We start from the raw sequence: 14,329 nt of genomic DNA, 5'->3' as shown, positions 1-14,329 counted from the left end.
TGTCATGTCTACGCGCAATACACTCACTGCTGCCCGCCACATCGTCGTCGAAGGCCCGATCGGCGTCGGCAAGACCAGCCTGGCTCGCCGGCTGGGCGCCCATCTGGACGCACACCTGCATCTCGAGCAACCCGAACTGAACCCCTTCCTGAGCCGCTTCTATCAGGATCAGCAGCGATATGCCCTGCAGACACAGTTGTTTTTCCTCTGTCAACGGATTGACAAGCTACGCGAACTGTCGCAGGCCGATCTCCTCACCCGCCCGGTGATCGCGGATTTTCTGCTCGAAAAGGACTCTCTGTTTGCCTTGCTGACGCTTTCCGAGGATGACTACGGCCTGTACCGCCAGATCTGCGAACATCTATCACCACAGGCTGCCCCACCCGATCTGGTGATCTATCTGCAGGCCAAGCCGGAAACACTGATCGCACGGGTGCGCAGGCGCGGCATCGACATGGAACGTAGCATCGGAGATGCGTACCTTACTCGCCTGGCCGAAAGCTACATGCACTTCTTCCACAACTACAACGCAGCGCCGGTGATGGTGGTCAATTCCGAGAACATCAATTTCGTCGACAGCGACGATGACTTTCAACTGCTCGTCAAGCGCATCGAGGCGATGCGCGGACACCGCGAATACTTCAACCGGGGAGAGTAAGCTCATGTCCACCCACGCGGCGACTCGCCGCCTGACGCATCTCGACCTCGCCAGGATGCGCGGCAAAGGCGAAAAGATCGCCGTCCTGACCTGTTACGACGCAAGCTTCGCGCAGCTGTGCGAAGCTGCCGGGGTTGATGCCCTGCTGATCGGCGACTCGCTGGGCATGGTCCTGCAAGGCCACGACTCGACGCTGCCGGTGACGCTGGCCGACATCGCCTACCATACCGCAAGCGTCGCGCGTGGCAGCCAACACCCTCTGGTGATCGCTGACATGCCCTTCGGCAGCTTCCAGGAGAGCCCTCAACAGGCCCTGCGCAACGCCGTCGTGCTGATGGCGGCCGGCGCGCAAATGGTCAAACTCGAAGGTGGCCTCGACATGGCCGAGACGACGCACTTCCTCAGCACGCGCGGCATCCCGGTCTGTGCCCACGTCGGTCTCACGCCACAATCGGTGCACCAGCTCGGCGGCTACCGGGTCCAGGGCAAGGATGACTCCGGTGCTGCCAGGCTCCTGGCCGACGCCCTCGCACAACAGGAGGCCGGCGCCAGCCTGATCGTTCTCGAAGCCATTCCCGAGGCGCTGGCAGCAGCAACGACGGCCCGACTCGCCATCCCGACGATCGGCATCGGTGCCAGCCGCGAATGCTCCGGCCAGGTGCTTGTCCTGCACGACATGCTGGACATCTCGTCTGGCCGAAAGGCCCGCTTCGTGAGGAACTTCATGGCCGGCCAACCGTCTATCGCCGGAGCCCTCGCAGCCTATGTCGCAGCGGTGAAGGATGGCAGCTTCCCGGGTCCCGAACACTGCTACTGAAGAGCAGCCACCGCCATGCGCACTCGGTCGCGAAGGACACGTACCGCGCAGCAGGGCAAACACCGCCGCCAGCCCCGGCCAACCGGGCCGGCTGGCGGCGGGCCGGCAACGAAATCACCGTCGCGCCAGTTTGAAAGAGGTTCAACAAAGTCATGCAGATTCACTCGTCGATCCCCGAGTTGCGCGCAGCGCTGCGGCAGCATCAGCGTGTTGCCTTCGTTCCGACCATGGGTAACCTGCACGCCGGGCACATCGCCTTGATGAGCGAGGCGCGCAGCCACGGCGCTAGCGTCGTCGCCAGCATTTTCGTCAATCGCCTCCAGTTCGGACCGAATGACGATTTCGATCGCTATCCGCGCACCTTTCAGGCCGACTGCGATCTGCTCGCCGCGGCCGGCGTCGACCTGCTCTTCGCACCGAGCGAGGCTGAGCTCTACCCCGAGCCACAGCAGTACCATGTCGACCCGCCCGGGATTCAGCATCAACTTGACGGCGAATTTCGCCCTGGCCACTTTCGTGGGGTTGCCACCGTTGTCCTCAAGCTGTTCAACATCGTGCAGCCGCAGGTGGCACTCTTCGGCAAGAAGGACTACCAGCAGCTGATGGTCCTGCGCAACATGACGCGGCAGCTGGCCTTGCCGGTGGACATCGTCGGCGGCGAGACCATCCGCGCCGATGATGGCCTGGCGCTATCGTCGCGCAACGCTTACCTGTCGGCGCGCGAACGCGCCGAGGCACCCCGCCTCTACCGCCTCCTGCAGCGTATCAGCGCCGAAGTGCGCGCCGGCGAACGGGATTTCACCCGGCTCGAACGCGAGGCAACCGACGAGCTCGACCGCAACGGCTGGAAGACCGACTATGTTGCGGTGCGGCGACAGTCCGACCTGCAAGTCCCGGAAGACGTCGTGGAGCAGTCACTGGTCGTCCTCGCGGCCAGCCGCCTGGGCGCCGCGCGACTGATCGACAACGTCGAAATTGTCCTTGCAAGCGGGCATTGACAGGCTGCCATTAGCCGCTACAATTCGCTTCCCCAAACTCTAAACCGGTGAAAATCCATGCAGAGAACCATGTTGAAGTCGAAGCTGCACCGCGTCAGCGCCACGCACGCCGAGCTTCACTACGAAGGGTCATGCGCGATCGACGAGGATCTCCTCGATGCGGCAAACATCCGTGAATACGAGCAGATAGACGTCTGGAACGTGAACAATGGCGAGCGCTTCACGACCTACGCCCTTCGTGCCGAGCGCGGATCCGGCGTCATCTCGGTCAATGGATCGGCTGCTCGCCGCGCCGCACCGGGCGACCTCCTGATCATTGCAAGCTTCGCGGCGTATAGCGAGGTCGAACTCGCCAAACACGCCCCGCAACTGATCTACGTTGATACTCAGAACCGCATTGTGCGCATGGCTGGCCAAATCCCGACGCAGATTGCCGCCTGAGCAGAGCGCCCACGGCATTGATGAAAAAGCCGCGACACTGGTCGTGGCTTTTTTCGTTTCAGGCCGCCGTCTTGCCCGGGTGAGACCCGCCGATCAGGCAGTTTCAGTCGGTGCTTTCGGCTTGCGCGGGCGACGACTGCGGCTGGCCGGCTTCTTGGCTGCCGGGGCTTCCGCCTCGCTCCCCGTTGCGGCGGCCAGAGGCACCTCGGCCGCCAACGTCACTTCCGCCGCGGCAAGACCTTCTCCCACGTCCTCGCTGACCGGAGATTCGATGGCCACCGCGCTACCGCGGATCGCGACCGCCTCCGGCAGGGGAACGTCGCCGAAGAACGCGGCTTCCCGCGCTTGCTCGACAGACTCGAACGAATTGAGCGACTCAGCCGGCTTGGAGTCTTCGCTGACCTCTCTTACCTCTTTGACTTCCCTGACCCGTTTGACGCCTTTGTCGGCTGCTTTCCGCCTGCCCTCCCCTTTCCGACGCGCGGTCGCCGGATTGCTTGCCTCGGCGGCCACTGCGCCAGGACTCGATGGCTCCAGCGTCGCGACTTCCACCGGCTCAGTCGCTGCCTCGGCGGGCGATAGCACCCGTGCAGCAATCCCGTTCCGACGAAAGACGTAGGTACCCGATTTTTCATCGCGACCAATCTCGAGCAGCCCTCGCCCCTGCGCCTCCTCGAGCAGGTTGCCGAAGGCCCGGAAACCATAGTACGACTCGCTGAAATCGGGCTTGCGCCGCTTGATCGCCTCCTTCAGCATCGACGCCCATATCTTGCCGCTGTCGCCACGCTCGTCGACCAGCGCATCAAAGGTGGCGACGGCAAGTTCGATCGCCTTGCTCCGACGCGCCTCGAGTTCGGCTCGACGTTCCGCATCCTCTTCCGGCGAGCGCCTGACCGCTGGCTGGGTCTCCTTTGAATCCCGCCGCGCCGACCGTTGCATCTCGCGCACGAGGTCGTCATAGAAGATGAACTCATCGCAGTTACCGATCAGTAGATCAGAGGTTGACTGCTTGACCCCGACGCCGATCACGTACTTGGCGTTCTCCCTCAGCTTGGAAACCAGCGGCGAGAAATCCGAATCGCCACTGATGATCACGAAGGTATCGACATGCGACTTGGTATAGCAGAGATCGAGCGCGTCAACGACCAGCCGGATGTCGGCCGAATTCTTGCCCGACTGCCGCAAGTGCGGGATCTCGATCAGCTCAAAGCTGGCCTCGTGCATGGTCGACTTGAAGCCCTTGTATCGCTCCCAGTCACAATACGCCTTCTTGACGACAATACTGCCCTTGAGCAACAGGCGTTCAAGGACCGGCTTGATGTCGAACTTGTCGTACTTCGCGTCGCGAACGCCAAGGGCAACGTTCTCGAAGTCACAGTACAGCGCCATGATGGCGGTTTCGGGCGCTACGGCCATGATTATTGTTCTCCACAGATGATTTCGCCACGCTCAGGCTTGACGACTCGACCGCCACCCGACGAACAAGTGGTCGGCAATGTCCTTGCCGACGCAGACAGCCGCCGATCTCACCCTGGGGAACAATCCGGGAGGCGACTTTCCAACAAACCGTCAAACGCGCACAGGACTTGAAGTGCATCGCCAAGATGGTAAACAATTACCAGCAGGAAGCAAGGAAAAGTCCGGCCCGGAGAAATCCGGGCAACGCTTGACGCCACACCCAGCGGTCGAAACCCGTGCGCCGGTGCCTGCCGAAGTCGTCGAAAGCCCTGCCACTCTTGCATCGGACGGCTTTGTCGGTTATCACGAAACTCGACGGCATTTGACGCGAGCGAACTCCGTTGATCGGGCAAGCAATGGATCGCCTGCTCACGGTTGTCGAGCTTCCCGCCAGTTGACGGCAACCAGCTCGAACGCGCCTCTCGCCAACGTGCCACCGAAAAACGCGCAGCGCATTGCCTGCCGACGCGGAATTCCGGGAGACTCTTGATGCACCCGACCCTTGCCACCAGTGTATTGACGACAGCCCTGCTGCTTGCTTCTTTGCCCCTCGCGTCGGCGTGTTCCCCCTACGTTGAAGGGTCCCCGGACCCGGCCTATGCCGTGTTTCGTGCGCACGGCTCGGCCTTTGAAAGCTGCGAGGTGAGCGAGGAAACCTACCGGCGAGTTCTCGCCCAGTGGCTGCAAAGCCGCCCTCCCGAATCTGCTCGGCTTGTCTCCCTTTCCCTCGGTCGCGCCAGGGACTACCCATGGATCTCCCGCCATCTGGCCGATTCGGCGCGAGGCGGCAGCGAATGGAGCGACCACGGCAGACAGATCCCCCCGGGCAGGCAGAACACTCTGGTCGCCAAGCTGTTGTCCGACACCACGTTCCTGCAGCGCCTGGACGCGCCTTTCGTTGGGACAGCGCTCATGGTACGGGGTGTTGCCGTTGAGAAAGTCCTGCTTGGCGCGGCCAGCGACTATTCGGCGGGCGGCCAGACCGCCAAGAAGGCCAAGGTGCCGTACGATGCTCAACTGTGGTTGCGCATCGTGCCACGGGAGTAACGCACCGATGCAGCAAACCTGACTGTCGTCAGGCGTTGTGGTCACGCGCGGTGCCGGCCTGCATGAGGCATCGTCGATTGTGACAGGCCGGCAAAACAGGGTCACAATCCGACTCTCGCTTTCTTGCCATGGAAAGGAGCGAGTGCCGAGACCGTCGTCCAGTCACCCGTCCAGAGGCTGCCAATGCGAGCACAGTTGGAATTCTTATCTGCCGATTTCCCGCCATATCCCGGTGAGGACCAACAGGTCAACCCTGGCCGCTACGGCATCCGCTTGGCGGAATTCCTGTCGCAGGAACTGCCGGCGCATGGCTTCCCTGTCAGCTCGGTCAGCGTTGAAGATTGGGGCGTCAAGGTGGCTCTGGAGAATGCGGAGTACCCACTCTGGCTTGGTTGCGGCAACTATGAGGAGCACGAGAACGCCTTCCTGTGTTTCATCGAACCTTCCACGCCGTTCGTGCGCAAGTGGTTCAGGAAATTACCCAATGCGCCAACGGTGGAAAGATTGGCGACAGCCATGGAAACCATCCTGCAATCCAGCGGCAAGGTCTCCAACCTGCGCTGGTGGTCAGAAAACGAGTTGCGTCGCACCTGATTGATCCTGCCCGGCGCGGCTGGCGGCTCTCCTCCAGCCGTGCATGGCAGTGACTGGCGTGGCGATGGGCGAGTATAATCGGGACTCCCACAACCAGCAGAGAGATACGAACATGGGCCTAGATCGCGTGCCCTCCGGCAAGTCACTCCCCAACGATTTCAACGTCATCATCGAGATCCCGATGCATGCCGATCCGGTGAAGTACGAAGTGGACAAGGATAGCGGAGCGGTCTTCGTCGATCGCTTCATGTCCACCGCCATGCACTACCCGTGCAACTACGGCTACATCCCCCATACCATCGCCGGTGACGGAGATCCGGTCGATGTGCTGGTCGTCACCCAGTTCGCGCTGCCACCGGGAATCGTGGTGCGCTGCCGTCCGATCGGCCTGCTGGCGATGGAAGATGAGGCCGGGCCGGATGGCAAACTATTGGCTGTTCCGGTGGATAGCCTGACACCCATGTATCGCGACATCGAGTCGCCGCGTGATTTCCCCCAGGTCGTGCTTGATCAGATCGCACACTTCTTTGCCCACTACAAGGATCTTGAACGTGGCAAGTTCGTCAAGGTCGCCGGCTGGTTGGGCAGCGACGAAGCGAAGAAGGAAATCATGGAAGGCGTCCGAGCTTACGACGAGGCGAAAGAGAAGCCTGCCTTTTGAACGCGTTCTTCTCGTCACGCTGATCGAGGGGCGCACGAGCGCCCCTTTTGCTGGTAACCGAGCCCATGCCCCTTAAAATTGCGATCGCCCAGATCAACGCCACGGTTGGCGACTTCGTCGGCAACCGCGCGCGAATCCTCGACTTCGCTCAACGTGCGCGCGAACAGGGTGCGCATCTGCTGCTGACGCCGGAACTGGCGCTCTGCGGTTATCCGGCCGAGGACCTGCTGCTGCGCAATGACTTCCTTGCCGCCTGCGAGCGCGAGCTCGCTGCCCTGGTCGCCAGCCTGCAGGGAATCGCCGTCCTGGTTGGCCACCCCGAGAAGCGGGGTAGCTGTTGCTACAACGCAGCCACACTGATCAGCGACGGAAAGCGTGTGGCCACTTATTACAAGCAGCGGCTTCCGAGCTACGAAGTCTTCGACGAGGAGCGCTATTTCGATTCCGGTGGAGGGCCATGTGTTGTGACACTCCAGGGCGTTCGCTGTGGCATAAACATCTGCGCCGACGTCTGGGAAGCCGGCGCCGCTGACCTGGCCCGCCAGGCAGGCGCCGAGCTGCTGCTGGTGCTCAACGCCTCGCCGTATCACATCGGCAAGCGGGAGCGGCGGACCGAAGTCCTGCGCCAGCGCATCGCCGCCACCGGCCTGCCGATGGTGTATGCCAATCTCGCGGGCGGACAGGACGAACTGGTTTTTGACGGAGGCTCCTTCGCGCTCGACTCACGCGGCACGGTGTGCTGCCAGTTACCGCAGTTCGAGGAAGCGCTGGCTGTCGTCGAACTGATCGATGGCGAGTTGCAGCCGGGCACCATCGTTCCGGCGCCATGCCTGGAAGCCGAGGTCTATCAGGCCCTGGTCCTCGGAGTGCGTGACTACCTGGGCAAGAACGGCTTTCCTGGCGCGATCATCGGCCTGTCCGGCGGCATCGACTCGGCTTTGACGCTCTGCGTCGCGGTCGACGCCCTGGGCGCCGACCGGGTACGTGCGGTGATGATGCCTTCTCCTTACACGGCGGCGATCAGCCTTTCGGATTCGCGCGAGATGGTCCGACTGCTTGGCGTACGTTACGACGAAATCGCCATCGAGCCGGCGATGCTGACGCTTGATGGCATGCTTGAAGCGCAGTTTGCCGGCCTGCCGGCCGACACCACCGAAGAAAATCTGCAAGCCAGGATCCGCGGCATGATCCTGATGGCGATCTCGAACAAGACCGGTTCTCTCGTCCTGACGACCGGCAACAAGTCGGAAATGGCGGTCGGCTATTGCACACTCTATGGCGACATGGCTGGTGGCTTCGCGGTGATCAAGGACATTGCCAAAACCCTGGTCTACCGACTTTCGCGCTGGCGAAATACACGCTCGTACGCGATCCCCGAACGGATCATCAGTCGACCGCCTTCGGCCGAGTTGAAGCCGGATCAGACCGATCAGGACAGTCTTCCCCCCTACGAGATTCTCGACGCAATCGTCGAGGCCTACATGGAAAAGGATCTCAGCCCACGCGAGATCATTGCCCGGGGTTTTGCCGAAGCTGATGTGCGCCGGGTCGTCCATCTGCTCAAGATCAGCGAATACAAAAGGCGGCAGGCACCCGTCGGCATCCGCGTCACGCAGCGCGGTTTCGGGAAGGATTGGCGCTATCCGATCACCAATCGCTACCGCGACACGTACTGATCGCTTACGGGTACGTGATTTCTGATACGATTTCCTTACGATCTTCCCTGGAGCCAAGGCCATGAAAAAAATTGAAGCGATCATCAAACCGTTCAAGCTCGACGAAGTGCGTGAAGCGCTGTCGGAGATTGGCGTCACCGGCCTGACCGTGACAGAGGTCAAGGGATTTGGCCGTCAGAAGGGCCATACTGAACTCTATCGTGGGGCAGAGTACGTGGTTGATTTCCTGCCCAAGGTGAAGATCGAGATTGTCGTTACCGATGGCGCGGTCGACGGCGCCATCGACTCAATCGTCAAGGCGGCACGTACCGGCAAGATTGGCGATGGCAAGATTTTCGTCAGCACGGTCGAGCAGGTGGTGCGTATCCGAACCGGTGAACTCGACGAGTCCGCGATCTAGGCCTCTACCCACAAGAGAAGGCACGCCCACCGGCAGCTAAGAGCGGTCGCGCGCCTTGCCGCCGGCCTTCAACAAAACCCACAATGCGCCGTCACCGCCGTCGCTGGGCGGCGCGTGACAGAAAGCCAGCACGTCCTTGCAACGGCCAAGCCAGACCTTGACCAGTTGGCGCAGAATGGCTTCACGGCCGGGTGACCCGTGCCCACGGCCGTGCACGATGCGCAGGCAGCGCTTGCCGGCGGCCAGCGATTCGGCAACGAACTCCGTCACCTGCTCGTGTGCCTCATGCCGGTTCATGCCATGCAGGTCGACATGACCCTGGATGCTCCAGCGACCGCGCCGCAGGTCGCGCAACACGGTCCGTGACAATCCGCTGCGCACGAAGGAATCGGCGCCGCCGAGATCGAGCCAGTCGTCGATGGCCAGAGGTCCGTGCAGCAGCTCGCCGATCACGGCTGCTTCGTCGAGTTCCCGCTGCCGAGGCCGCGGACTGGGCTTTGGCGCATCCAGGATGACTCGATCGCGCTTGGGCAAGGGTCTGGCGCCATCCACAGCGGCGAGAAACATGGCCAGATCCTCCGCGCTGTGCTGATCTTGCTGACTCATCGCGGGCGTTGCTCCTCATGCGGGCAGCTGGCGACTACGTTGTCTGAAAACGGCCAGAATCTCAGCCGGCCAGGCCGAGACTGTCGAGGTAACGCTCGGCGTCGAGCGCCGCCATGCAGCCGCTACCCGCCGAAGTGCAGGCCTGCCGGTAAATGTGATCCTGCACATCGCCGGCGGCAAAGACACCGGCGATCGAGGTTGCCGTGGCGTTTCCCTGATGCCCGCAATGGGTCAGCAGATAGCCACCTTCCATGGCCAGCTGGCCAATGAACAAATCGGTGTTCGGCTTGTGGCCGATGGCGATGAAGACCCCCATCAGTGGCAGGACTTCTGCCTCGTTGCTCAGCTTGTCCCGGATACGGATGCCAGTGACGCCCGACTGGTCGCCGAGGACCTCGTCAAGCGTGCAGTTCCAGCGGATCGTCACCTTGCCGGCCTTTTCCTTGGCAAACAGCTTGTCCTGCAGAATTTTTTCGCTGCGGAGCTTGTCACGCCGATGCACCAGGGTCACGTGACTGGCGATGTTTGCCAGGTAAAGAGCCTCCTCGACCGCCGTGTTGCCGCCGCCGATGACTGCGACCGGTTGGTTGCGGTAGAAGAAACCGTCGCAGGTGGCGCAGGCGGAAACACCGCGCCCGGCATACGCTTCCTCGGACGGCAGGCCCAGATACTGGGCTGAAGCACCGGTGGCGATAATCAGTGCGTCGCAGGTATAGGTGGCCGAATCGCCCATCAGGGTGAACGGTTTTTCGGTCAGCCGCGCGGTGTGGATGTGGTCGAAAACGATCTCCGTCTCGAAGCGGCGCGCATGCTCTTCGAAGCGCTGCATCAGCTCGGGTCCCTGAACGCCCTGCGCATCGGCGGGCCAGTTGTCGACGTCGGTGGTCGTCGTCAGTTGGCCGCCCTGGGCCATGCCGGTGATCAGCACCGGCTTGAGGTTGGCGCGGGCAGCATAAACGGCGGCGGTATAGCCAGCGGGGCCGGATCCAAGGATCAGCAGACGGCAGTGGCGGGTTGATGTGGTCATCTTGATTTGCTCTGGTGATTGGTCACAAAAAAATTATAACCGGCAACCCTGGCCGTTCTGGCGCCAAGTTTGTCCGCGGTTTGCTTCGAAAACCTGCAACTTGCCTTATAATCATCGCGCAAGCCCTTGATAGAAATCACTTCAATTGACGAAAGAATGGCCCATGAACACTCAGGTCGAGCAGCCCAGAAGAGGACCAAGCCTGATTTTGCTCCATAGCATCCCGATATTTGCCGGCGTCCCCGATTCACAACTCGAGCAGATCGCCAAGGTTGCCTTTCATCGTCGGGTACCACGCCAGACAACGATCGTCCGCGCGGGTGACAGCACCGACTCCCTCTACGTTCTCATCAGCGGCGGTGCCAAAGTACTCAAGAGCGATGAAGAAGGAAGGGAGGTGATTTTGACCCTGCTGGGCCCTGGGGAGTTCTTCGGCGAGATGGGGCTGATCGACGGCAGTCCCCGTTCCGCCGATGTGATGGCGACCGAGACCTGCGAATTGCTGGTGATTACCAAGGCCGACTTCAAGCGCTGCCTGGCCGAAAACTTCGACCTCTGCCTCAATATCATGAAGAGTCTGGTTCAACGCCTGCGCGAGGCAGATCGCAACATCGAGAGCCTGGCGCTGATGGACGTTTACGGGCGGGTCGCCAAGTTGCTGATCGATTTTTCCGAAGAAGAGCGCGGCCAGCGCGTGATCCGGCGACGAGTGACCAAGCAGGACATCGCCAAGATGATCGGCGCTTCCCGTGAAATGGTCAGTCGGGTCATGAAGGACCTTGAGAACCGTGGCTACTTCCGGGTCGAGGAAGGCCGCATAGTCATCCTGGAAAAGCGCGTACCTGCGGCTCCTGCCCCTGCTCCCCGGCCCTGAAGCCACTTTGTCCAAGTCCAACTGATGGCTTTGCTGAACAAACTGGGCAGCAGGATTGCCTACCCGTCGAAAGCACCGAGTCCGCTGCCCGAGAAGATCGCTGCGCTCCTGCAGGAATCGCGCTGGCTGTTGCTGATCGTCATTGCCAGCTTTCTCTCGCTTGCTCTGTGGGGCTACCATCGAGCGGACCCCGGCTGGTCACACGCCGTCCACACGACGACGTTGCACAACCCGGCCGGCCGAAGCGGTGCCTGGCTGGCCGACCTGATGCTCTACGTTTTCGGTCTTTCGGCGTGGTGGTGGATCATTCTGCTGCTGATGTTCGTCTGGTGGGGCTATCGGCGTCTCGACGGCCAGCGACCTGCCGACCGGCGCCCGCTGTATATTGCCCTGGCCGGCTTTCTCGTCCTGATCGTCGCCAGCAGCGGACTTGAATCCCTGCGTTTCTATACGCTCAAGGTCACGCTGCCGGTCGGTCCTGGCGGCGCGATGGGGATTGAGATCAGTGCCTTGGCCACCCGCTATCTGGGCTATACGGGCGCAACGCTTGCTCTTTTTGCCATGCTCGTGCTTGGCTGGAGTATCTTTTCCGGCATGTCGTGGATCACTGCGGCCGAACGCGTCGGGGCATTGCTCGAAGGGGGAATCCTGGCGGTTCGCAAGCTGTTCGAACGTTGGCAGGACCGACGCATCGGACGTGAAGTTGCCCGTGAGCGCGAGGCGGTGGTCGAGGTCGAGAAGAAACGGAGCGAGCCTCACGAGCCGACCCTGAGCGAAAAGTCCCCCGCGGTCGCCCCGCCGCAGCCAAAGGCCAGCAAGCACACTGAACCCCACGAGCCAACGCTCATCAACCCGCCCGAACCGATCGCCGCTCCCCCACTGCCCGCAAAAGTCGAGAAGCGCATTGACCGCGAGCGGCAGGCCCCACTGTTCCCGGAAGCCGTCGCCGGGGGCATGTTGCCACCCCTGCATCTGCTCGAACCGGCGCCACTGCAGAGTGACCGCGTTCGCCCGGAGACGCTGGAATATACCTCGCGCCTGATCGAACGCAAACTCGCCGACTTTGGCGTCCAGGTGGCTGTGACGGCGGCCTACCCTGGCCCGGTAATCACACGCTATGAGATCGAGCCGGCTGTCGGGGTAAAGGGCTCCCAGATCCTCAACCTGGCCAAGGATCTGGCGCGTTCGCTGTCACTGGTATCGGTGCGCGTGGTCGAGACGGTACCCGGCAAATCGTCGATGGCGCTTGAACTGCCGAACCCCAAGCGGCAGATGGTCCGCCTGCTGGAAATCATCTCCAGCAAGGAATACAGCGACATGAACTCGGCGCTGACGATCACGCTCGGCAAGGATATCGGCGGTCAACCCCTGGTCGTTGATCTGGCCAAGATGCCGCATCTGCTGGTTGCCGGTACGACCGGCTCTGGCAAGTCGGTCGGTATCAACGCGATGATCCTCTCCCTGCTCTACAAGGCCGAGCCGGACCAGGTACGGCTGATTCTGGTCGATCCCAAGATGCTTGAACTGTCAATCTACGAGGGTATCCCGCATCTGCTGGCGCCGGTCGTGGTCGATATGAAGCATGCGGCGAACGCACTCAACTGGTGCGTTGGCGAAATGGAAAAGCGCTACAAACTGATGTCGGCAATGGGCGTACGCAATCTGGCCGGCCTCAATCATCGCATCCGCGATGCCGCAAAGAGTGGCGAGAAAATTCCCAACCCGGTGTCGCTCACTCCGGACACCCCTGAACCCTTGTCGATTCTGCCTTACATCGTGGTGGTCATCGACGAACTCGCTGACCTGATGATGGTGTCCGGCAAGACCGTCGAGCAACTGATTGCCCGCCTGGCCCAGAAGGCGCGCGCCTCGGGAATCCACCTGATCCTCGCGACACAGCGACCGTCGGTCGATGTCATTACCGGACTGATCAAGGCCAATATCCCGACGCGCATCTCCTTCCAGGTTTCGTCGAAGATCGACTCGCGAACCATTCTCGACCAAATGGGTGCAGAAGCCCTGCTGGGTCAGGGCGACATGCTTTACCTGGCACCAGGCACCGGCTATCCGACACGCGTCCATGGTGCTTTTGTCGCCGACGAGGAAGTGCATCGGGTGGTCGATTATCTGAAGAAGGCGGGCGCTCCGGACTACGTTGACGGCGTCCTCACGGGTTCCGCTGGCGATGACGATGGCGAAGGCGGCAGCGGCGGTGAGAATGGCGGCCTCGATACCGATGGTGAGGCTGACCCGGTCTACGATCAGGCCGTCGAAGTGGTGCTGAAGAATCGCCGCGCTTCCATTTCCCTCGTTCAGCGCCATCTGCGCATCGGCTATAACCGGTCGGCACGGCTGATCGAGGCGATGGAAAAGGCCGGTCTGGTGTCCGCCATGGACGCCCGTGGCGGTCGCGAAGTCCTCGCGCGCAAGGAAGAGGAATGATCGGGCGAGCGCTCCTCGCAGCGGCCTGCCTGCTCGCGGCGCAGGCCGCGAACGCCGGGGCCATCGACAAACTGCGTCAGTTCCTCGAATCAACCCGGACCGTACGCGCCGATTTCGCGCAAACGGTGGTGGCCAGGAACGGACGCCAGGGACAGGCATCCAGCGGCGCCATGATGTTCTCGCGACCAGGCAAGTTTCGCTGGCAGATCGACAAGCCCTATAGTCAACTGCTGGTTGGCGACGGAGAACGAGTCTGGATCCATGACCCGGACTTGCGCCAGGTCACAGTCAGGAAGGCGGGTGCCGCTCTCGGCGGAACGCCGGCCGCACTGCTCGCGGGTGACAGCGCGATCGAAAAGAGCTTCACCCTGAGCGAAGCTGGCGAGCGGGAGGGACTGGAGTGGGTAGAGGCGATTCCGAAGGCGCAGGACAGCGGATTCGAGAAGGTCCGCCTTGGCTTTGCCGGAAGTGAACTGCGGGCGATGGAGTTGTTCGACAGCCTCGGTCAGAAGACCTCGCTGGTCTTTTCACATCTCGAGCGCAACCCGCGTCTGGCGCCTTCCCTGTTTCGCTTCACCCCGCCAGCCAACACCGACGTGATTGGCGACTGAGAGCCAAGTCAGAGACGTT

At 61.8% G+C, this 14,329-nt stretch carries 15 protein-coding genes; 12 read left to right on the top strand and 3 right to left on the bottom strand.

Annotated elements, in window-relative coordinates:
- The first annotated feature begins 4 nt into the window (after positions 1-4).
- From V5B44_RS25720 to panD, 4 genes are all read left to right on the top strand, one after another.
- The gene (locus V5B44_RS25720; protein WP_332362142.1) at positions 5-658 is read left to right on the top strand and encodes a deoxynucleoside kinase; all 654 of its coding nucleotides are present in this window, start codon (positions 5-7) and stop codon (positions 656-658) included.
- 4 nt (positions 659-662) lie between these two features.
- Entirely contained in the window at positions 663-1,475 is an 813-nt protein-coding gene (gene panB, locus V5B44_RS25715) for a 3-methyl-2-oxobutanoate hydroxymethyltransferase (protein ID WP_332362140.1), read from the top strand.
- A 152-nt stretch (positions 1,476-1,627) separates the two neighbouring features.
- Positions 1,628-2,473 carry a pantoate--beta-alanine ligase gene (gene panC, locus V5B44_RS25710; RefSeq protein ID WP_332362138.1) on the top strand — a complete coding sequence of 282 codons (846 nt, stop codon included), beginning with the start codon at positions 1,628-1,630 and terminating at the stop codon, positions 2,471-2,473.
- A gap of 57 nt (positions 2,474-2,530) precedes the next feature.
- Positions 2,531-2,914, top strand: a complete 384-nt coding sequence (gene panD, locus V5B44_RS25705; protein ID WP_332362136.1) for an aspartate 1-decarboxylase — start codon at positions 2,531-2,533, stop codon at positions 2,912-2,914.
- Between the two features lie 93 nt (positions 2,915-3,007).
- On the opposite strand, the gene V5B44_RS25700 is transcribed toward panD, so the two are convergent.
- Entirely contained in the window at positions 3,008-4,330 is a 1,323-nt protein-coding gene (locus V5B44_RS25700; protein ID WP_332362134.1) for an NYN domain-containing protein, read from the bottom strand.
- A 531-nt stretch (positions 4,331-4,861) separates the two neighbouring features.
- On the opposite strand from V5B44_RS25700, the gene V5B44_RS25695 reads away from it, so the two are divergent.
- From V5B44_RS25695 to V5B44_RS25675, 5 genes are all read left to right on the top strand, one after another.
- Positions 4,862-5,419, top strand: coding sequence for a hypothetical protein (locus V5B44_RS25695; protein WP_332362132.1), 558 nt, complete (start codon positions 4,862-4,864; stop codon positions 5,417-5,419).
- Positions 5,420-5,692: 273 nt separating this feature from the next.
- Positions 5,693-6,013 (top strand): hypothetical protein, encoded by a 321-nt coding sequence (locus tag V5B44_RS25690; protein WP_332362130.1) that lies wholly within the window; start codon positions 5,693-5,695, stop codon positions 6,011-6,013.
- A gap of 112 nt (positions 6,014-6,125) precedes the next feature.
- Positions 6,126-6,674, top strand: coding sequence for an inorganic diphosphatase (ppa, locus tag V5B44_RS25685; RefSeq protein WP_332362128.1), 549 nt, complete (start codon positions 6,126-6,128; stop codon positions 6,672-6,674).
- Positions 6,675-6,739: 65 nt separating this feature from the next.
- Complete coding sequence (locus V5B44_RS25680; protein WP_332362126.1) at positions 6,740-8,350, top strand: NAD+ synthase; 1,611 nt, start codon at positions 6,740-6,742, stop codon at positions 8,348-8,350.
- 61 nt (positions 8,351-8,411) lie between these two features.
- Positions 8,412-8,750 (top strand): P-II family nitrogen regulator, encoded by a 339-nt coding sequence (locus V5B44_RS25675; protein ID WP_332362124.1) that lies wholly within the window; start codon positions 8,412-8,414, stop codon positions 8,748-8,750.
- A gap of 36 nt (positions 8,751-8,786) precedes the next feature.
- Here V5B44_RS25675 and V5B44_RS25670 read toward each other — a convergent pair whose 3' ends face one another.
- Together V5B44_RS25670 and trxB are read right to left on the bottom strand one after the other, a co-directional pair.
- Complete coding sequence (locus tag V5B44_RS25670) at positions 8,787-9,356, bottom strand: Smr/MutS family protein (RefSeq protein WP_332362121.1); 570 nt, start codon at positions 9,354-9,356, stop codon at positions 8,787-8,789.
- A gap of 61 nt (positions 9,357-9,417) precedes the next feature.
- The gene (gene trxB, locus V5B44_RS25665; RefSeq protein ID WP_332362119.1) at positions 9,418-10,383 is read right to left on the bottom strand and encodes a thioredoxin-disulfide reductase; all 966 of its coding nucleotides are present in this window, start codon (positions 10,381-10,383) and stop codon (positions 9,418-9,420) included.
- 163 nt (positions 10,384-10,546) lie between these two features.
- Between trxB and V5B44_RS25660 the strand changes: the two genes are divergently transcribed.
- Genes V5B44_RS25660 through lolA form a run of 3 tightly spaced genes read left to right on the top strand, consistent with a single transcriptional unit; the run spans position 10,547 to position 14,310 of the window.
- A complete protein-coding gene (locus V5B44_RS25660; RefSeq protein ID WP_332362117.1) occupies positions 10,547-11,257 on the top strand; it encodes a Crp/Fnr family transcriptional regulator in 711 nt (236 codons plus the stop codon).
- A gap of 24 nt (positions 11,258-11,281) precedes the next feature.
- Complete coding sequence (locus V5B44_RS25655) at positions 11,282-13,699, top strand: DNA translocase FtsK (RefSeq protein WP_332362115.1); 2,418 nt, start codon at positions 11,282-11,284, stop codon at positions 13,697-13,699.
- A complete protein-coding gene (gene lolA / locus V5B44_RS25650; protein ID WP_332362113.1) occupies positions 13,696-14,310 on the top strand; it encodes an outer membrane lipoprotein chaperone LolA in 615 nt (204 codons plus the stop codon). The genes V5B44_RS25655 and lolA overlap by 4 nt, the downstream gene beginning before the upstream one ends.
- Positions 14,311-14,329: the final 19 nt, after the last annotated feature.

Source organism: Candidatus Accumulibacter necessarius, from assembly GCF_036625085.1.
This window is presented reverse-complemented; position numbering and strand designations above follow the sequence as displayed.

What these genes read in the sequence shown, in the direction of transcription:
- trxB (WP_332362119.1), bottom strand. Translation starts at nt 10,383, where the DNA reads ATGACCACATCAACCCGCCACTGCCGTCTGCTGATCCTTGGATCCGGC.
- panB (WP_332362140.1), top strand. Translation starts at nt 663, where the DNA reads ATGTCCACCCACGCGGCGACTCGCCGCCTGACGCATCTCGACCTCGCC.
- V5B44_RS25680 (WP_332362126.1), top strand. Translation starts at nt 6,740, where the DNA reads ATGCCCCTTAAAATTGCGATCGCCCAGATCAACGCCACGGTTGGCGAC.
- V5B44_RS25700 (WP_332362134.1), bottom strand. Translation starts at nt 4,330, where the DNA reads ATGGCCGTAGCGCCCGAAACCGCCATCATGGCGCTGTACTGTGACTTC.
- lolA (WP_332362113.1), top strand. Translation starts at nt 13,696, where the DNA reads ATGATCGGGCGAGCGCTCCTCGCAGCGGCCTGCCTGCTCGCGGCGCAG.
- V5B44_RS25660 (WP_332362117.1), top strand. Translation starts at nt 10,547, where the DNA reads ATGAACACTCAGGTCGAGCAGCCCAGAAGAGGACCAAGCCTGATTTTG.
- panC (WP_332362138.1), top strand. Translation starts at nt 1,628, where the DNA reads ATGCAGATTCACTCGTCGATCCCCGAGTTGCGCGCAGCGCTGCGGCAG.
- V5B44_RS25675 (WP_332362124.1), top strand. Translation starts at nt 8,412, where the DNA reads ATGAAAAAAATTGAAGCGATCATCAAACCGTTCAAGCTCGACGAAGTG.
- V5B44_RS25655 (WP_332362115.1), top strand. Translation starts at nt 11,282, where the DNA reads ATGGCTTTGCTGAACAAACTGGGCAGCAGGATTGCCTACCCGTCGAAA.
- panD (WP_332362136.1), top strand. Translation starts at nt 2,531, where the DNA reads ATGCAGAGAACCATGTTGAAGTCGAAGCTGCACCGCGTCAGCGCCACG.
- V5B44_RS25695 (WP_332362132.1), top strand. Translation starts at nt 4,862, where the DNA reads ATGCACCCGACCCTTGCCACCAGTGTATTGACGACAGCCCTGCTGCTT.
- V5B44_RS25670 (WP_332362121.1), bottom strand. Translation starts at nt 9,356, where the DNA reads ATGAGTCAGCAAGATCAGCACAGCGCGGAGGATCTGGCCATGTTTCTC.
- V5B44_RS25720 (WP_332362142.1), top strand. Translation starts at nt 5, where the DNA reads ATGTCTACGCGCAATACACTCACTGCTGCCCGCCACATCGTCGTCGAA.
- ppa (WP_332362128.1), top strand. Translation starts at nt 6,126, where the DNA reads ATGGGCCTAGATCGCGTGCCCTCCGGCAAGTCACTCCCCAACGATTTC.